At 64.9% G+C, this 18,321-nt stretch carries 16 protein-coding genes; 6 read left to right on the plus strand and 10 right to left on the minus strand.

The genetic code is table 11. From position 1 onward, the window contains the following. From MXAZACID_RS19730 to MXAZACID_RS08435, 3 genes are all read right to left on the minus strand, one after another. Positions 1–412, minus strand: a 412-nt coding sequence (locus tag MXAZACID_RS19730) for a shikimate dehydrogenase (RefSeq protein WP_008493837.1), incomplete at its 3' end; no start/stop codon positions are given. A 26-nt stretch (positions 413–438) separates the two neighbouring features. Continuing rightward, positions 439–1,050: an NIPSNAP family protein gene (locus MXAZACID_RS08430; protein ID WP_008493838.1), complete on the minus strand. Its 612-nt coding sequence runs from the start codon at positions 1,048–1,050 to the stop codon at positions 439–441. 3 nt (positions 1,051–1,053) lie between these two features. Continuing rightward, positions 1,054–2,781 carry an FAD-dependent oxidoreductase gene (locus MXAZACID_RS08435; RefSeq protein WP_008493839.1) on the minus strand — a complete coding sequence of 576 codons (1,728 nt, stop codon included), beginning with the start codon at positions 2,779–2,781 and terminating at the stop codon, positions 1,054–1,056. Between the two features lie 319 nt (positions 2,782–3,100). Between MXAZACID_RS08435 and MXAZACID_RS08440 the strand changes: the two genes are divergently transcribed. The 5 genes from MXAZACID_RS08440 (at position 3,101) to MXAZACID_RS08460 (ending at position 10,050) form a co-directional block, all read left to right on the plus strand. Then, positions 3,101–4,351, plus strand: a complete 1,251-nt coding sequence (locus MXAZACID_RS08440) for an ABC transporter substrate-binding protein (RefSeq protein WP_008493841.1) — start codon at positions 3,101–3,103, stop codon at positions 4,349–4,351. An 18-nt stretch (positions 4,352–4,369) separates the two neighbouring features. After that, positions 4,370–5,239, plus strand: a complete 870-nt coding sequence (locus MXAZACID_RS08445; RefSeq protein WP_008493842.1) for a branched-chain amino acid ABC transporter permease — start codon at positions 4,370–4,372, stop codon at positions 5,237–5,239. 8 nt (positions 5,240–5,247) lie between these two features. Then, positions 5,248–7,737, plus strand: coding sequence for a branched-chain amino acid ABC transporter ATP-binding protein/permease (locus tag MXAZACID_RS08450; RefSeq protein ID WP_205619778.1), 2,490 nt, complete (start codon positions 5,248–5,250; stop codon positions 7,735–7,737). Between the two features lie 113 nt (positions 7,738–7,850). Further along, positions 7,851–9,134 carry a carbohydrate porin gene (locus MXAZACID_RS08455; protein WP_008493844.1) on the plus strand — a complete coding sequence of 428 codons (1,284 nt, stop codon included), beginning with the start codon at positions 7,851–7,853 and terminating at the stop codon, positions 9,132–9,134. 46 nt (positions 9,135–9,180) lie between these two features. Continuing rightward, positions 9,181–10,050, plus strand: coding sequence for a sugar phosphate isomerase/epimerase (locus MXAZACID_RS08460; RefSeq protein ID WP_205619779.1), 870 nt, complete (start codon positions 9,181–9,183; stop codon positions 10,048–10,050). Between the two features lie 47 nt (positions 10,051–10,097). On the opposite strand, the gene MXAZACID_RS08465 is transcribed toward MXAZACID_RS08460, so the two are convergent. Both MXAZACID_RS08465 and MXAZACID_RS08470 read right to left on the minus strand, forming a co-directional pair. After that, a complete protein-coding gene (locus MXAZACID_RS08465) occupies positions 10,098–11,417 on the minus strand; it encodes an MFS transporter (RefSeq protein WP_008493846.1) in 1,320 nt (439 codons plus the stop codon). A gap of 55 nt (positions 11,418–11,472) precedes the next feature. Then, entirely contained in the window at positions 11,473–12,357 is an 885-nt protein-coding gene (locus MXAZACID_RS08470) for a shikimate dehydrogenase (protein ID WP_008493847.1), read from the minus strand. Positions 12,358–12,553: 196 nt separating this feature from the next. Here MXAZACID_RS08470 and MXAZACID_RS08475 point away from each other — a divergent pair, with 196 nt between their 5' ends. Further along, positions 12,554–14,440: a bifunctional sugar phosphate isomerase/epimerase/4-hydroxyphenylpyruvate dioxygenase family protein gene (locus MXAZACID_RS08475; RefSeq protein WP_240376596.1), complete on the plus strand. Its 1,887-nt coding sequence runs from the start codon at positions 12,554–12,556 to the stop codon at positions 14,438–14,440. On the opposite strand, the gene MXAZACID_RS08480 is transcribed toward MXAZACID_RS08475, so the two are convergent. The 5 genes from MXAZACID_RS08480 to MXAZACID_RS19285 form a co-directional block, all read right to left on the minus strand. Continuing rightward, complete coding sequence (locus MXAZACID_RS08480; RefSeq protein WP_008493849.1) at positions 14,417–15,088, minus strand: TetR family transcriptional regulator; 672 nt, start codon at positions 15,086–15,088, stop codon at positions 14,417–14,419. The two genes, MXAZACID_RS08475 and MXAZACID_RS08480, sit on opposite strands and share 24 nt — an antisense overlap. 223 nt (positions 15,089–15,311) lie before the next feature. Next, complete coding sequence (locus MXAZACID_RS08485; protein ID WP_008493850.1) at positions 15,312–16,406, minus strand: branched-chain amino acid aminotransferase; 1,095 nt, start codon at positions 16,404–16,406, stop codon at positions 15,312–15,314. 186 nt (positions 16,407–16,592) lie between these two features. Then, positions 16,593–17,372, minus strand: coding sequence for a creatininase (locus MXAZACID_RS08490; RefSeq protein ID WP_008493851.1), 780 nt, complete (start codon positions 17,370–17,372; stop codon positions 16,593–16,595). 42 nt (positions 17,373–17,414) lie between these two features. Beyond that, complete coding sequence (locus MXAZACID_RS08495; protein ID WP_008493852.1) at positions 17,415–18,101, minus strand: SDR family NAD(P)-dependent oxidoreductase; 687 nt, start codon at positions 18,099–18,101, stop codon at positions 17,415–17,417. 15 nt (positions 18,102–18,116) lie between these two features. Continuing rightward, a partial coding sequence (locus MXAZACID_RS19285) for a hypothetical protein (protein ID WP_008493853.1) occupies positions 18,117–18,321 on the minus strand: 205 nt, incomplete at its 5' end.

Below are 18,321 nucleotides of genomic sequence, written 5' to 3' on the forward strand. Positions count from 1 at the left end.
CGCCCACCAGCAGCACGCGCTTGCCCGCCGGCGCGCCGCCGCCGGCGATGAGCGAGGCGACAAACCCCTCGCCATCGAAAATATCGCCGTGCCAGCCGCCATCCGGGCGCCGGCGCAGCACATTCACCGTGCGCAGCAGAAGCGACCGCGCGGAGGTGCTGGCGCACAGTGTATAGAAGGCGAATTTATGCGGCACGGTGACGATGAGGCCGGTGAGGTTTCTGGCCGCCGAGATGCCGGCGACGAAGCCGGTGAGATCCTCCGGGGTGACATGGAAGGGTACGACGACGGCATTCAGCCCGCGCGCCATCAGCCCGGCCGTCATCCCGGCGGGGGATTTCACTTGGGCGATCGGGTCGCCGACGATGCCGATGACCGCGCTGGCGCCGCTGAGCAAAGAGAGAGTGTTCATTCTGGAGTTTCCTTCGGCCGGGAGGCTCAGCGCAGCGGTGAGATGGCGGTGGGCACGTAGAGGCCGGCCTGCATCTCCGGCGTCAGCCAGACCGCGCTGCGCGGCGGCCAGACCCCGGTGGCGACCGATTCAGCCCGCCTGGCGAAGCGGGCATTGGCATCCGCGTAGGGCCAGATATGGGTGATGCGCGGCGTGCCATCCAGCCCGTAGAGCGCGATGGTGAGCGGGGAGAGGGCGGTGCGCCCCGGCAGTTTTTCCGCCCAGCCCTCGAAGGTCGGCAGCAGACCGCCGGGTTTCAGAACATAGCTGCGGATTTCATAGATCGCCCCGAAGGCGCCGGGCGCGGGGGCGGGCATGTTTGGGAAGGGGGCGTAGCTCTCCATCTCCAGCCGGGTGAGCCAGGACGCCGCGCCGAACGGGTTGCTGGCGGCCAGGCCGCGCTGGCGTTCGCGCAGCATCTCCGCGTCATTTTCGAATTCGCGCAGCAGCACCAGCCGGTTGAGGGCGCCGACCTCGGCGAGCCAGGCGCCGAGCAGGCGGCCTTCACCCTCCCGCACATAGGCCTCCACCCCGGGCAGGGCGTTCGTGGCGCTGCCCATCTGCAGAGACAGGGTGGCGAGTTCGTAGCGTTTGCTCATGGTCTAACTTTCCTGATGATCGGCGATGAAATGCGCGGCGAGCCAGCCGAAGGTCATTGCCGGGCCGAGGGTGATGCCGCCGCTGGGGTAATGCCCGCCCATGATGCTCGCCATGTCGTTGCCGACCGCGAACAGGCCGGGGACCGGCTGGCCGGCCGCATCCAGCACCCGGGCATGCTCGTCCGTGTTCAGCCCGGCGAAGGTGCCCAGACTGCCGGGGACGATTTTCACCGCATAGAAAGGCGGTGTGGCGATGGGGGCGAGGCAGGGGTTGGGGCTGATCCGCGCATCTCCGCCGGCGCGCTGGAACGGCGTGCCGCCACGGCCGAAGGCACGGTCCTCACCGCTGGCGGCATCCGCGTTATGGGTGGCGACGCTGTCCGCCAGGGCGGCCGCATCGATGCCGCAGGCGGCGGCGAGGGCGGCGAGGCTGTTGCCGCGCTTGAGATAACCGGTGCGCAGATAAAAGCCTTTTGGCACCGGAAACGGTTTCACCGCGCCCAGCCCGTAGCGATGGAGAAACCGGAAATCGCAGATCAGCCAGGCCGCCACGCTCCGGCCGGTCGGGGTGGCGGCGAACAGGGCGCGCATGAAATCATGATAGGGCCCGGCCTCGTTGACGAAGCGCCTTCCATCGGCGGTGACGGCGATGAGGCCGGGCTTGGCGCGGTCGATCAGATGCGGATACCGGCCGACGCTGCCATCGCGCCGCGGCGGCAGGGAGACCGGCGCCCAGGCGGCGGCATCCACCAGATCCGCGCGGACCTGCCCGCCCGCCTGCTCGCCCAGCCGCAAGCCCGCGCCGTTATTCTCCATCGGCGCCGCCGAGGCGTGCGGGGTGCCGGCGCGGACATGGGCGAACAATGTTTGCTGGCGCAGCGCATCATGCGGAAAGCCACCGGTGGCGAGAATCACCGCCCGGCGGGCGCGAATGGCGCAGGGGCCGTGCGGGGCGTTGAAGAGCGCGCCCGCGACCCGGCCCTGTTCGATGATCAGCCGCTTTGCTTCGAGATTTTCATGCAGGCCGATATTCAGATCCGCCGCCGAGCGCAGCAGCCGCGCCGCCAGGGCGTTGCCGTTGACCAGCTGCATGCCGCGCCCATGACGCAGGCGCTGCGCCAGATGCCGGCCGAAGCGCCGGGCCACATGCAGGAAGGAGGCGAATGTTCGGGTGGCGTGCAGGAAATGATAGAGATCCGCGCCGGCGGCGATGCCCATGCCGCACAGCGTGGTTTCCGGTATCGGCTGACGCAGCCGGGGCAAAAGCGGCCCCAGCTCGCGGCCATCATAAGGGGCGGCGACCATGGAGCGCCCGCCCTTCACGGCGCCGGGCAAATGGCCGTGAAAATCCGGCACCGAACTGCCGGGCAGGAATTTCACCGCGGTCTGGCCGGCGAAAAATGCCGCCATACGCGGTGCGGCGTGAAGATAGGCGTCGATCTTGCGGTCGTCATACTGGTTGCCCAGCACCGCGCGCAGATACATCCGGGGCGCGTCCTCGGGCTCCTCAAACCCGTCGGCGCGGACGGCGTGATTATGCGGCACCCAGAGCCAGCCGCCGGAATAGGCCGTGGTGCCGCCGAATTGCGGCGCCTTTTCCGCGACCAGCACCCGCAGCCTGCGCGAAGCGGCGGTGATGGCGGCGGCGAGCCCGGCGGCGCCGGAGCCGATCACCAGCACATCCACCTGCGCGGGCAGGGGGGGCGATTGATAGGCTGGTGTCTGCTGCATGTCCCCTCGATCCGCCCTGCAATGAACCCGACGTTTAATTATTGAAGGGTCTAGTATCAGATTATAATCTGGAATACAATTCCAATTTATCGATGATCACGAACGCTGAAACCGGGGGGAGGCAAAATTCTCTGTTGTAATCTGGTTCCCTCCTGTGATACGGGCGAGGAAGGGTTAAACAATAAGCAATCAACGCCAAGGGAGCGCGCTTAAAAATAACTAAACAGATGTTACATAAATCGGGTTAAAAGCCCGATCATCCGCTGACCAAAGACAATTTAGTACAAACCATAAAGCAATAAAATCAAGCGAGGGAACCATGGACCAAGACCAGATTCAGCCTGTTTTCACCACGGGCCGCCGCCGCCTGCTGGGTGCCGCCGCCGGGGTTGCGACGGGCTGCGCGCTGGCGATGCCGCATATCGCGCGCGCCGCCGCGCCGATCCGCATTGGCCTGTTGCAGGCGAAGGAAGGCTCCATTGCGGTGCAGGCGGAATATCTGCAGCGTGGTACATTCCTGGCGCTGGAGCAGATGAACAACCAGCTGCTGGGCCAGCCGGCGGAGATTGTGTGGGTGGACGAACCTTCCGCCCAGGGTGCGGCGCAAAATGCGTTGCAGCTGATCCAGCAAAACAATGTCGTGGCACTGCTGGGTGGGTCGCTGAGCTCCAACGCGCTGGCGGAGGAAGCTGTTGCGGGGCAGCATAAGATCCCCTTCATGATCAATAACGCCGCGGCGGAGGAGATCACCGGCGCGAAATGCAATCCCTACACATTCCGGCTGCAGCCGCCGGTGCCGGTGCAGGCGGCGGCGATGCTGCCTTACCTGCAAAGCATCGGCAAACGCTGGTACTTCCTGACCTCCGCCTACGCATTCGGGCAGGATATCGCGGCCTCCTTCAAGACGCTTCTGAAGGGCATCGGCGGGACGGTCGTCGGCGACGATTCGGTGCCGATGGGCAGCAGCGATTTCAGCTCCTATATTCTGAAAATCCGTGAGGCGAAGCCGGATCTGGTCATTGGCGGGTTGACTTCGGCGGATCTGTCGAACTTCCTGAAACAATGGAAGCAGTTCGGCCTGGCGGACAAGATCCCGTTCACGGAAATCGCGGTCGGCGATACCGATCTCTGGGCCGTGGGTAAGGAGAATGTCGCGGGCACCTACACGACCCTGTGGTATTACAAGGACCCGAACAACTCCCCCTCCGACAAGGCCTTCGCCGCCGCCTTCCAGAAGAAATACGGCAAGCCCGCCGCCGACAAAGCCTGGATGGGCTGGTATTCGGCGAAGATCATGTTCGAGGCGATCAACAAGGCCGGCTCCACCGACCCTGACGCGATCGTCCATGCCCTGCAGAACTGGCAGGAGCAGGATGGCGGCATCACCGTGCATTTCGACAAATGGAACAACCAGCTGGTGCATCGCTTCCTGGTTGTCGGGGTGAAAAAGAACATCCCCGACGATTACGATTATTTCGATGTTCTGCGGTCGATTCCGGATTCCGACGCGGCGGCGCAAAAGGCCTTCGGCACCGCGGCCGACAGCGCCTGCCACATGACGCCGCTTTAAAGCCGAGGAGCTGGCGCCATGCTCGATATGATGATCATGCAGGCCGGAAACGGCCTCGCATTGGGGTTTCTGTACGTTCTTATCGCCCTCGGGCTGTCGATCATTTTTGGATTGCTCGGAATCGTCAATTTCGCGCATGGCGTGTTCTTTGCCCTGGGCGCGTATTTTTCGCTCACTTTGTTCAATCTGATGGGCTGGTGGGGCGTGCCCTTGGCGCTGGCGATTGTCTGCGTCATCGGCATGATCACGGAAGTTCTGTTGATCCGCAGGCTCTACGACAAGGAGCCGCTGGTGAGTCTGATCGTCACCTTCGCGCTGGCATTGCTGGCGCAGGCGGTCATTCGCGCGGTGTGGGGCGCGCAGGGGCAGCCTTTCAACGCGCCGGGCTGGCTGAATGGCGTGATCATCGCTGGGCCGTTCATCATCGCCAGCTATCGCATCGCGATCATGGTCTGCGCGGTGGTGATTTTGCTGGCCTTCTGGGCGTTCATGAATTTCACCCCGTTCGGTCGGGTGCTACGCGCCGGCTCGCGTGATCCGCAGATGGTGCAGCTGCTCGGCATCAATCTGCCGCACGTGCTCACCGGCACCTTCGGGTTGGGATGTTTGCTGGCGGCGATTGCGGGTTTGCTGGCCGCGCCGATCTGGACGGTGGCGCCGACGATGGGCACCGATGCGATCATGCCGGCCTTCGTGGTGGTGACGATCGGCGGGCTCGGCTCCTATGCCGGGGCCATCGTCGCCGGGCTGGCGGTAGGGCTGGTGCAGGCCTTGACCATTCAATTCATGCCGGATGCTTCGACCGCGGCGATGTACGTGCTGATGGCGATTGTGCTGCTGCTGCGTCCGCGCGGTCTGTTCGGCGAGCAATGGGAGCGTTTTGAATGAACGCCGCGATGAAACATCCTGTTTTGATTCTGAGCGCGGTGCTGGTGGTGCTGGGCATCGCGGCACCCAGCCTGGGCATGCCGCTGAGCAAGCTGACCGAGATCGTGATCTATGTTCTCTACGGGCTCGGCGTGAACATGCTGGTGGGCTATACCGGGCTGGTGCCGTTCGGCGCCTCCGTGTTCTTTGGCTGCTCCACCTACTTCGTCGCGATCTTCATGCTGCGCACGGGGGGCAATGAGGTTGTGGCGCTGGGTGTTGCGGTGCTGGGCTCTCTGCTGCTGGCGCTGCTGCTGGGGCTTTTGATTCTACGCCGGCGTGGGCTATATTTTTCGCTGCTGACGCTGGCGGCCTCGCAGATCGCCTTCGAGGTGGCGTTCAAATGGACGGCGCTGACAGGCGGTGAGAACGGCTTGCAGGGCGTTTCGCTGAGCATGCTTACCACGCCGCTGCGGCTTTATATGTTCACCGCCGGGGTCGCGGTGGCCGTGGCCTGGGGGCTGTGGCGGCTCGCGCATGCGCCGTTCGGGCGGGCCTTGCAGGCGCTGCGCGACAATGAGCAGCGCATGTCCTGCCTGGGCTATAATACCGCGCATCTGAAACTTGCCGCCTTCTGCCTGTGCGGCGCGGTGGTGGGGCTGGCCGGCGGCCTGCTGGCGCTGCTGCTGCAGGGCGCCTACGCGGATAATCTCGGCTGGGAACATGCGGGCGATGCGCTGCTGATGACGGTGCTGGGCGGGGTGCATCAATTTCTCGGGCCGCTCTGGGGGGCGATCGCATTCGTCACCTTGCAGGACCGGCTTTCGCTGTTCACCGCCAATTGGTGGCTGATTTTCGCGCCGATCATCATGGGCTTCGCGTTGGCCTCGCCGGAAGGCATTCAAGGTCTGGCGCAGCGTCTGCTGGGCCGGCAGAGCTGGACGCTGACCCGCAACGCCATCCCCAACCGCCCGGATGTGATCGCGCCCTACCAGCCGCGGGTGAAGCAGATGGATCTGAGCCAGCCGGTGCTGACGGTGCGCAACCTCACCAACCGGTTTGGCTCGCTCTATACGGCGCGCAATATCGATCTCGACGTGATGCCCTGCCAGCTGCACAGCTTCATCGGCCCGAACGGCGCCGGCAAGACGACGTTTTTCAATCTGCTCACCGGCCTGCTGCAACCGACGGAGGGGCGCATCAGCCTGGCCGGGCGCGATATCACCCGGTTGAAGCCCTATCAGCGGGTGCGGCTGGGGCTCAGCCGGTCATTTCAGATTGTCAGCGTGTTCAAGAATCTGACGGCGTTCGAGAATGTACGCATCGCCGTGCAGCGCCGTCACAAGCCGCGTTTTGCGCAGCTGCTCGTCGATGCCTACCGGATGGACCAGGTGAATGCGCGCACCTGGACGCTGCTGGCGGCGGTGGGGCTGGAGCAGCGGGCGGCGGAGCAATGCGTCAATCTCTCGCATGGCGAACAGCGCCTGCTCGAAATCGCGATTTCCTTGGCAACGGATGCAAATTTGCTGTTGCTGGATGAGCCCCTGGCCGGGTTGGCGCAGGCGGACCGGCAGGTGGTGGGCGCGCTGATCCGGCGTCTGGCGGAAGCGCATGCTGTGCTGCTGATCGAGCATGACATGGACCGGGTGCTGACATTGTCTGATCGCATCACGGTTCTGCACCAGGGCGCCTTGATCGCCGATGGCAAGCCGGCGGATGTGGCGGCGAACCCGGCGGTGATCAGCGCCTATCTCGGGGCTGAGCGGGAGGCGGCGCAGGAGGTGCACGCGCGGGAGCCGAGCGCGCCCGGCAAGCCGGTTCTGGAGGTGAAGGCCCTCACCGCCGGCTATGCGGGGAGCGTGGTGATCGACAAGGTCAGCTTCACCCTGCGCGAAGGCGAGGCGCTGGCGATTCTGGGGCGCAACGGCGTGGGCAAGACCACGACGCTGAAAAGCCTGATGGGCGCTGTGGAGATTTCCGGCGGCGAGGTGCTGCTGGATGGTCAGGCGATCACCGGCCGCAAGCCTTTTGAGATCAACCGGCGCGGCATTTCGCTGGTGCCGGAAGGGCGCAGGCTGTTTCCCAACCTCACCGTGCTGGAGAATCTGCGCCTGGCGACGCGCCCGGGCGGCGCCACGCTCCATGAGGTCTACGCGCTGTTTCCGAAATTGCAGATCCTGGCGAAATCGCGCGCCTCGTCGCTCTCCGGTGGCGAGCGGCAGATGGTGGCGGTGGCGCGCGCGCTGATGGTGCCGAGCCGCGTCATTCTGCTTGACGAGCCGTTTGAAGGGCTAGCGCCCGCGGTCGTCAAGGAGGTGATGGAGGCGGTGGTGAAGCTGCGCCGCAAAGCCAGCCTGATCATCGTCGAGCATCATGCGGAATCGGTGCTCTCGATCGTGGATCGTGCGGTGGTGCTGGTGAATGGCGAGGTGGCGTATGAGGGCACGGCGCAGGCACTGGCCGCCGACGAAGCCTTGCAGGCAAAACTGCTCGGCGTGGTGAATCCCGAAGCCGCTTAGCGCGAGGCGGGTTCACACCCGTCAGCGCTGAGCATGTTTTGGCGAGACCGGATGCGGGCAACGCATCCGGAAGGTGGGACTCGTCCCTCTATAATCCAATAACAGGAGGTTTTATGAAGACGACATATTTGCGGCAGGCCATTCTGAGCGGGGTGGCGAGCTTGAGCTTCGCCGTGGCGGCGCATGCCCAAACCATGACGCAGGATAGTTTCCTCAACAGCCTGCTCACCCGCAAGACCATGACCGGCGACTGGAATGGCGGCCGCACCCGGCTGAAAGAAGCCGGGCTGACCTTCAAGGGTTTCTATGACGGTAATTTCGCCGATGCGGTGTCCGGCGGTAAGCGCACCGGCAATGGCTATGCGCAGCAGCTGGGCATCGGCGTGGATGCCGATATGGGCAAGCTGTTTGGGCTTGAGGGCGGCACGTTGAGTGTTGGCTTCAACCAGCGCCAGGGCCGCTCGGTGAGTTCGGATTTCATCGGCAACAGGCTCGCCGTGCAGGAAGTCTATGGGGCCGGCGAGACGCTGCGCGTCACCGAACTCTCCTATACGCAGAATTTCGCGCACGGGCTCGTGCAGACGAAAGCCGGCTTCTATCCGATGGGCAATGATTTCGCCGGCATCGAGGATGGGTGCGATTTCATGAATGTCGGCTTCTGTGCGCATGCGCAGAATCTGCCGGCCTCCTCCGGCTGGTCCGATTACCCGACCGGCAAATGGGGCGGGCGCATCAAGCTGTCGCCGACACCTTCGCTCTACATCGAAACCGGCATCTATGATGTGAATCCGGGCTATTATCAGAAGAATAACGGGCTGAAGGTCAGCACCTCCGGTTCCACTGGCGCGCTGATCCCGCTTGAGGCCGGCTACAAGGTCAATCTCGGTGGGCTGCCCGGCCTGTATAAGGTCGGTGCCTATTACGACACCAGCGATGCCGCCTCCGTCACCAACGCCTCGGATATGCAAAGCGGGCGCTACGGTTTTTATGCCATCGCCAACCAGATGCTGGTGAGCTTCGGCGGGCCGAAGCGTGGGCTGATCGCGATCGGCATGGTCTCCTATTCCGATCCCTCCACGGCGCTGTTCCAGGGCTCCGTGCTGGGCGGGTTGATCGCGCAGGGGCCCTTTGCCGCGCGGCCGCAGGATTTCATCGATGTCGGCTATGTCCGCGCCATCCTGAACAAGCGCGTGGTTGATGCGAAGGAAGCCGCGAACGCGACGCTGACCAACCTGTCCACCGGCGAGGGTGTGCTTGAAATCGGCTATGGCTTCCAGGCGACGCCCTGGCTGCAGATCCATCCCAATGTCCAATATGTGATGGATCCGGGGACCTTCTCCTACTCCCATATCCCCAATGCCTGGGCCTTCGGGTTGCAGGTAAAAGCCACACTCTGAACCAACATCTCCACCGCCCTTTGCAAAAAGGGCGGTTTTTTTCTGGATGCGAGGCAATGCGATGAAGCCGGCGATCGATTTCTATTGTTATCACCGTTATTTCGGCGAGATCTATCCCGGGCTGGAACAGGATCCTGGCACGCGCATCACGCTGGATGAGGCGCTGCACCGCGCGGTCTCGCTCGGCGTTGCCGGGGTTTCCATCGAAACCTGCTTTCTGCCGGGATTTAGCGCGCGCGTTGCCGATGCGCTGGGGCGCAAACTGGACAGGCTGGGGCTGGAGCGGATCTGGGCCTGGGGGCATCTCTCGGGGCTGGGCTCGGGCGGTGCGCCGGAACGGTTGCGGGATTTGCGGGATCATATCGAGATCGCGGCGCGCGTGGGGGCCAGGGTGATGCGCATCTGCTGCGGCAGCCGCCTGACGCGCCCGGCGGAATGGTCCCGCCACAAGGCCGCGCTGCTGCCCTTGCTGCATGAGGCGGTGGCCCAGGCGCGGGCGCATGAGGTTGTACTGGCGATCGAGAATCACATCGATTTTCTCGCCGATGAGCTGGTGGAGCTGATCGAGACCATCGGCTCGCCCTGGCTGGGTGTCTGTCTGGATACCGGGAATACTTTGCGCATGCTGGAGGACCCGCTGCAGGCGGCGCTGAAGCTCGCCCCTTATGCGCGAGCGACGCATGTGAAGGATGTGAGGGCGCGCGCGGGGGATCCGCGCAGCTTCGCCTTCTGGCCCAGCGTGCCGCTCGGGCAGGGGCTGATCGATCTGCCGGCGATTTTCGCGGCCCTGCGTGCGCATGGCTATGATGGGCTGCTGGCGCTGGAGATCGATTATCTCGACCCGGCCTACACGAGCGACGCGCAGGCGATGGCGCAGAGCCTGGATTATATGCGCGGGTTGCTGGCGCGCGCATGATAAAGGGCCGGCCAGATGCTGGCCGGCCCTGCTGTGATAGGCGCGGATCAGTCGCGATGCGCGAGCACGATCGGCTTCAGCTCGCCGATGCCGAAAATCCAGGCCAGCGCGCCAACCAACGCCACCAGGCCGACGAACACCAGCGCGCCGACGAAGGAGCCGGTATCCTGCACGATGAAGCCGATGACGATGGGGATGACGATGCCGGAGAGATTGGCGGCGGCGGAGAACAGCCCGCCCAGCAGGCCGAGCTTGCCGACCGGCGCGATTTCAGAGAGCACCGACCAGCCGGAGGAGGACATCGCCTGGCAGAAGAAGGCGAAGGAGAGGATGGCGATGACCAGCGTATCGGACTGCACATAGTTGCAGGCGATGATGGTGGAGGCGCCGAGCAGCCCCATGATCACCGGCAGCTTGCGCGCCAGCCCCAGCTTGGCGCCGCGGGCGAGCATGAAGTCCGACAGCACGCCGGCGAAGAGAATGCCGAAGAAGCCGGCGATGTAGGGCAGGGACGCGAAGAAGCCAACCTTGATCCAGCCCATATGCCGCGCCGTGGCGAGGTAGGTGGGGAACCAGGTGAGGAAGAAGATGAAGGTGGAATAGACCGCGAACTGGCCGATCAGCAGCCCCCAGACCTGGCGGTGGCGCAGCATCTCGCCCATATCCGCCCATTTGAATTTGGAACCGGAGACGCCCTTGCCGGTGAGCCCGCCGCCGGCGGCGATATGCTCGAGCTCCGCCGCGCCGACGCTATCGCTCTCCTGCGGATCACGATATTTGAAAATCCAGACGGCGCCGACCAGCAGCCCGGCGAGGCCGGTGATGATGAACAGGGACTGCCAGCCATAGCTTTTCAGCAGCCAGAACAGCCCCGGCGTGAGAAAGCCCAGCCCGACATATTCCGCCGCGGTATAGACGCCGATGGCCCGCGCGCGCTCCTTGCGCGGAAACCACATGCCGACGATGTTGCTGTTCGCCGGAAAGCAGGGCGCTTCCGAAAACCCAAGGCCGACGCGCAGACCGATGAATCCCGCCACCGACGAGGCAAAGCCCTGCGCCAGCGTGAACAACGACCAGAAGGTCAGCGCCAGGAAATAGATGATGCGGTTGCCGAAGCGGTCCAGCATGATCCCCACCGGCACCTGGGCGATGAAATAGCTCCAGGAGAAGGCGGAAAACACGATGCCCATCAGCGCCGCGTCGATATGCATTTCGCTGCGGATGCTGGGGGCGGCGATGCCGAGGATGGCGCGGTCGAGATAATTCACCAGCACAGCGGCGCAGACCAGCGCCAGCATGAAGAAGCGGACCTTGCCGACGCGCGTGGCGCCGGCGGCCCGCACCCCGGTTGAGGTGATGTCGGACATTATGAACTCCCTAGATTTGAACGATTTATAAAGGTTTCGCGTGGCCTTGCGAGCGTCAGCCCGCGAAGCTGGCCAGCATGCGTTCGGCATCGGGTTCGCGGCCGGTGAACAGGCGGAAGGCGGAAACGGCCTGGAACACCGCCATGCCGCCACCATCGCTCACCTGGCAGCCCAGGGCGCGGGCGGTTTGCACCAGAGCGGTCTCCAGCGGAAAATAGACGATCTCCGCCACCCACAGGCTGGGGCGCAGCAATTCGGCGGCCAGCGGCAGGCCCGGATGCGCTTCCATGCCCATCGGCGTGCAATTGACCAGACCGGTGGCGGTTTGCAGCGGCGCATCCGGGGTGAGGGCGGCTTCGATGGCGACACCCGGAAACAGCGGCGCATAGCGCGCGGCCAGGGCCTCGGCGCGGGACAGGTCAGCGTCGATCAGGGTGAGTTTTTTCGTGCCCAGCTTCAGCAGCGCGTAGGCCACGGCACTGCCGGCGCCGCCGGCGCCGATCTGCACGGCGTGGGTCATATCGGCATCGCCGAGGCGGCGGCGGAAGCTTTCGGAAAAGCCCGACCAGTCGGTATTATGGCCGATGCGCTGGCCATCGCGGAACAGCACGGTGTTGACCGCCCCCAGCGCCCGCGCATCGGGGGAAAGCTCGCTCAGCAGCGGGATGATCGCCTGCTTGCAGGGATGGGTGACATTGACCCCGGCATAGCCCGCCGCCTCGATCTCGGCGAGCAGCCGGGGCAGGTCCGCGACCGACAAATTGCGTTCATGCAGATCGAACAGATCGTAGCGGATGTTCAGCCCCTGCGCTTGCCCTTCCTGCATGTGCAGGCGCGGGGTGCGCGAGGGGCCGATGCCCTCGCCGATCAGCCCCAGCAGCGTCTGGCCGCTGGATGTGGCGGGGCGGATGGCGGTGACGGCCGGGGAGAGATGAACCATGTATGTTATGACCCAAGCGAGTAACAGCGTCGGCAACGCTGCCAGAGTAGGAGAGCGTGAAAAAAGACGCTAATCTAGCCGTGACGACCAATGACCAGCCTCTGCTGGATTTTTAGTAACTAACCAAATAGAACATTTCAAGCAGTTTTTTTCCGCCTCGGGTCGCGGATGATGATATATAATGCCGGTAAGGAGGGTGTACGCCTTGAATATATTACAGACTCAACCGAAATCCATCGCCACCGTGTCACTGTCTGGTACATTATCGGACAAGCTGGAGGCAGCCGCGGCGGCCGGGTTCGAGGGCGTGGAAATCTTCGAGGCGGATCTTCTGGCCTTCGATGGCGCGCCGCGCGATGTCCGCCGTATGGCCGAGGATCTCGGCCTGGCGATTTTCATGTTCCAGCCTTTCCGCGATTTCGAGGGCATGGGCGCGGCGCAGCTCCGGCGCAATCTGGACCGCGCGGCCCGCAAATTCGATGTGATGGCCGAGCTGGGCACCGATCTGCTGCTGCTCTGCTCCAATGTGCAGCCGCATGCGGCGGGCAATCCGGCGGCGTTGACGGCGGAGCTGGCCGAGCTGGCCGAGCATGCCGGCACGCGGGGGCTGCGCATTGCCTATGAAGCGCTGGCCTGGGGAACGCATGTGAAATTCTGGCGCCAGGCGTGGGAGCTGGTGCAGCGCGTCAGCCATCCGGCGCTCGGTCTGGCGCTGGATAGTTTTCACACGCTCTCGCTCGGGGATTCGCTGGCGGGGATCGAGCGTGTGCCGGGCGAGAAGATCTTTTTCATCCAGCTCGCCGATGCGCCGAAGCTCTCGCTGGATGTGCTCTCCTGGAGCCGGCATTACCGCAATTTCCCTGGCCAGGGCGATTTCGATGTCGCCGGCTTTACCCGCGCGGCGCTGGATGCCGGGTATAAGGGGCCGCTCAGCCTGGAAATCTTCAATGATAATTTCCGCGCCGGCCCCACCCGGCCGACCGCGCTGGATGGGCTGCGCTCGCTGATCTGGGTGGAGGCGCAGGCCGGGCGCACCCAGCTGCCGCGCCCGCCGGAGCTGGGCGGCGTCGCCTTCATCGAATTCGCGGTGGATCACAGCGCCGGCGTGGCGCTGGGCGCCTATTTGAAGGCGATGGGCTTCACCCGGGCGGGACAGCATCGCTCGAAAGCGGTGGAGCTTTACCGGCTGGGCGGGGTGAATATCGTGCTCAATGCCGAGCCGGACAGCGCCGCCTCCGAGCATTTCGTGCTGCACGGGCCCTCGGTCTGCGCCCTGGCGCTGCAGGTTGATGACGTGCAGGCGACCCTGGCGCGGGCGCAGGCCCTGCTCTGCCCCACCTGGAGCGAGCGCACCGGCCCGGGCGAGCATCGCATTCCCGCCGTGCGCGAGCCGGATGGAACCTTGCTCTATCTGGTCGATGCGGCCGCCTCGCGGCAGATGTGGCAGGATGATTTCGACCTCGCCCCGGCGCCGGAGGAGGCCGGGCCGGTGCGGATCGATCATGTCGCCCAGGCGCTCAATCCGGGCTCCATGGACCGGTTCATCCTGTTCTACCGCACCTTGTTCAACCTGGTGGCGGAGCCGACCATCGAATATGCCGACCGTTTCGGCCTAGTGCGCTCGCGGACGATGAAAAACGCCAGCGGCAGCGTGCGCATACCGCTGAACATCTCGGAGAGCCCCTCCACCGAAACCGCGCGCTTTGTGGCCGCCGGGGCCGGGGCGGGGGTGCATCACATTGCGCTGGCGGTCGGCAACGTGGAGCAGGCCGCGGCGCAGGCCGCCACGGCCGGTCTGGCGCCGGTGCCGATTCCGCTGAATTATTATGAGGATCTGCAGGCGCGTTTCGGGCTGGAGGCGGACCAGCTGCGGCGGATGCAGGCGCATGGCGTGCTGTATGACCGCGATACCGGCGGTGAGTTCTGGCACGCCTACCTGCCGCATTTCCAGGGGCGGTTTTTCTTCGAGCTGGTGGAGCGCCAGGGTTATGAAGGCTATGGCGCCAGCAATGCGCCGATCCGTCTGGCGGCGATGGCGCGGCGGCTGGCGGTGAGTGAATCAGCCGGGGTTGGTCATCAGTAGCAGGATGGAATCCGCAATATGGCGGCGATGGCGCTCGCGCGTTTGCGGGGCGCCGAAATCGATGCTGAACAGCGTGCCGAAGGTGGCGCGGTTGGAGACACGGTAGAATGACAGCGCGCTGATCATCATGTGCAGCTCGCGCGCTTCGATCTGGCGCTTGAACACCCCCGCTTTGTAGCCGCGCTGCAGAATGTCGCTCAGCACCTCGATCGCCGGGCTGTTGGTGCGGCGCAGATCCGGCGCGTCCTGGATATGCGCCCCGTTATGGATGTTCTCGATCATCACCAGCCGGACGAATTCCGGATGCGCGTCATGATAATCGAAATTGAATTCAACCAGCCGGCGCAAGGCGGTTTCGGGATCGAGCTTGTCGAGCTTCATGCCGGATTCGATCTCGCGGATGCCGGCATAGGCGCGCTCCAGCACCGCGGTATAGAGCCCTTCCTTGCTCTCGAAATAATAATAGATCATCCGCTTGGTAGTGGAGGTCCGCGCCGCGATCGCATCGACCCGCGCGCCGGACAGCCCGTACTTGGCAAATTCATCAGCGGCGGCGTTGAGGATATCCTGCCGCGTGCGCTCCGGGTCGCGCGTTCTGGTGCTGGGCGCCGGTGTTTCGGTCTGCCCCGCAGGGTTGTCTTTGGTCATGTCCCGCCTTGCCAATCGGATAGGGTTAGCGATCTATCATGACCCTGCCAGGGGGCAAAGACCATTGCGGGGCGATGGGCGGCCTGCTGAAGCCGCGCCACGCCAAGACAAACCTATCTCTAGAGCGTATTCCGTTCCCGTTGGTGCACGGAACACGCTCTAGCTTTTTGTTCGAGCGAGCAACTTTATCCGATCAAACGAGTCCGTTTGATCGGATGTTGCTCTAGCCGACGCGATGCACCCAACCATACGGGTCGTCGCTCTGGCCGCGCTGGATCTGCACCAGCCTGTCCTTCAGCGCTTTGGTGGTGGCGCCGGCATGGGCGCCATCGCCGATCACCACCTCGCCGCCGGAGAATTTGAACTTGCCGATCGGCGTGACCACCGCGGCGGTGCCGCAGGCGAAGGCCTCGCGCAACCGGCCGCTGGCGGCATCCTCGCGCAGCTGCTGGAAGGAATAGGCCTCCTCGCGCACGCGCAGCCCGGCGGCGCCGGCCAGGGTGATCAGCGAATTGCGGGTGATGCCGGGCAGGATGGTGCCGCCCAGCGGCGGGGTGAGCAGGGAGCCGTCCTCGAACACGAACATCATGTTCATGCCGCCCATTTCCTCCAGCCAGCGATGCTCGGCCGCATCCAGGAAGGCGACCTGGTCGCAGCCCTGGGCGCTGGCCTCGGCCTGCGCCAGCAGGCTGGCGGCGTAGTTGCCGCCGCATTTCGCGGCGCCGGTGCCGCCGGTGGCGGCACGGCTGTAATGCTCGCTCACCCAGACGGAGACCGCCTCGGCGCCGCCCTTGAAATACCCGCCCACCGGGCAGGCGATGACGGCGTAGATGAAGGTTTTCGACGGCCGCACGCCCAGGAACGCCTCGTTGGCGAACATGAAGGGGCGCAGATAGAGGCTCTTGGTCGGATCGTTGGGCACCCAGTCCCGGTCGGCGCGGATCAGCTGCTCGATCGATTCAACGAACAGCTCGCTGGGCAGGTTCGGCATCGCCAGGCGCTCGGCGGAGTCCTGGAAGCGCTTGGCATTTGCCGTCGGGCGGAACATCGCGATCTCGCCGGAGGGGAGGCGATAGGCCTTCAGCCCTTCGAAAATCTCCTGCGCGTAATGCAGCACCGCCGCCGCCGGATGCAGGGTAATCGCCTCGCGCGCCTGGATCCTTGCATCATGCCAGCCCACGCCCTGGGTGTACTCGATCACCGCCATATGGTCGGTGAAGGAGGTGCCGAAGCCGGGATTTTCCAGCACCGCGGCGCGCTCGGCCGCCGGCAGCGGCGCGGCGTTTGGAATATGTGCAAAGCTGATACCAGAGTTCACGATACGATCTTTCGTTATTCACCCACTGAAAGCAGGTTTGTAATAAAGCAGCCTTCCCGTGAAGACAGTCGCCGTCATGGCTGCCTTGTTGAGAAGAGAGATCTTGGGGCACGCGCCCAGGCCCGGACCGCCGCGCCCGGCCATTCCTTACCCCGAAGCTCTTCCTGCCGAAAGCCGTTGCGCGCCTCAGCCGCCCAGCTGGAAGCCCTCGCGCACCGCGGCACTGATCAGGCGGACATGATCATCCATCAGCCATTGGCCGATCTGCGCGCTGGCGCCGCGCGCATCCGCCAGCACGCCGCTTGCGCGCAGATAGCCGGGCGGCGGCGGGTGGATGTCGTAGGGCGGAAACTGCGCCCGGCCTTCCTGCGGGATTTTTTCCACCGCCACCAGGTCCGGGCGCAGCAGCAGCATCAGCGAGGCTTCGATCAGGCTGGCATGTTCCAGCTCGGTGCCGGGGAAACCCTCCGGGAAAATCCTGTCCAGCGTCGCGGGCGTGACGAAATCCCAATATTCCAGCCGCATCGCGGTGACATCGCGGATGCCTTCGGCGCGCAGGTCGCGCAGCGCCAGATCCAGCCCCTCCACCGACGGCCAGGCATTCTCGAAATGCCCGTTGAGGATGACGAAGCGCCGCGCCCCATGCAGCCCCATATCGCGGATGACATCGCGGATGGTGTGGCTGAAGGTGGCGGCATCCAGGCTGGCGGTGCCCGGAAAGCTCTGCCCGCCGCCGGAGCGGGGCATGGATTTATAGCCGTAATTCAGCGTGGGCGCGACCAGCCCGCCGACCTGCCGGGCGACGCGTTCGGCCACAGCCGTCGGCAGGATCACATCGACATTCAGCGGCAGATGCGGCCCGTGCTGTTCGGTGGCGCCGAGCGGCAGGAAGATGATGGCGCCGGCCTGGATCCTGGCCTCCCATTCCGGCCAGGACAACTCCGCCATGAACACGCTTTCAACCATTCGCAAGGCTCCTTGGACGTTGTGATGAGAGGGGGGCAGGTTTCAATGCATCGCGGCGCCGCCATCGGCGCTGTAGCACTGGCCGGTGACGAAGCTGGCGGCTTGGCTGGCGAGAAACAGGATCACCGCGGCCACCTCTTCCGGCCGGCCGATCCGACCGAGCGGGTTGCCGGTTTCCAGCGTCTGCAGCGCCGGGCTCATCGCCGCGAAATTCAGCAAGGGGGTGTCGATCGGCCCGGGGGCGACGGCGTTGACCCGAATATCCGGCCCCAGCTCGCGCGCCCAGGAGCGGGTCAGCCCCAGCATCGCCGCCTTGGTGGCGCAATAGCCGGAGGCTTCGGCGCGGCCCAGAAAAGCCAGCTCCGAGGCGAGATTGATGATCGACCCGCCCTTGGCGATGTGCGGCAGCGCGGCGGCGGCCACCAGCATCGGCCCGCGCAGATTGATGGCGACCATCCGGTCCAGCCGCGCCAGATCCAAAGCCGCGAGCGGGGCGTCATATTCCACCCCGGCGGCGTTCACCAGCACGTCGAACCCGCCCAGCCGCGCGGCGGCCTGCGCTACCGCGGCCGCCACTGCCTCCGGGCGGGTGAGGTCGGCCTCCACCCAAGGCACCTCCGCCGGCGGCGGGGCGATATCCAGCCCGATCACCGCATCCCCGGCGGCGAGAAAGGCGCGGGAAGTGGCCAGGCCGATGCCGCTGGCCGCGCCGGTGACTAGCGCGCGCATGGGCATCTGACGGTATTAAGCCGTTGTAAACGCATCGATCTGCCCTTCCTCATGGATGATCTCCCATACCGCGCCATCGATCAGCAGCCGGCCTGGCCGGTCGAGAGAGAGGCGCAAACGCTGGCCTTCCCGCCAGGGCAGGGTGGAGGCGTTGATCACCCAGCCCGAAGCCGTGCCGCGCGAAATCTCACAATCCAGCAGCGCCTGGCGGGCTGTGGCG

The sequence above is a fragment of the Acidocella sp. MX-AZ02 genome (assembly GCF_000306035.1).
Classification (GTDB): domain Bacteria; phylum Pseudomonadota; class Alphaproteobacteria; order Acetobacterales; family Acetobacteraceae; genus Acidocella; species Acidocella facilis.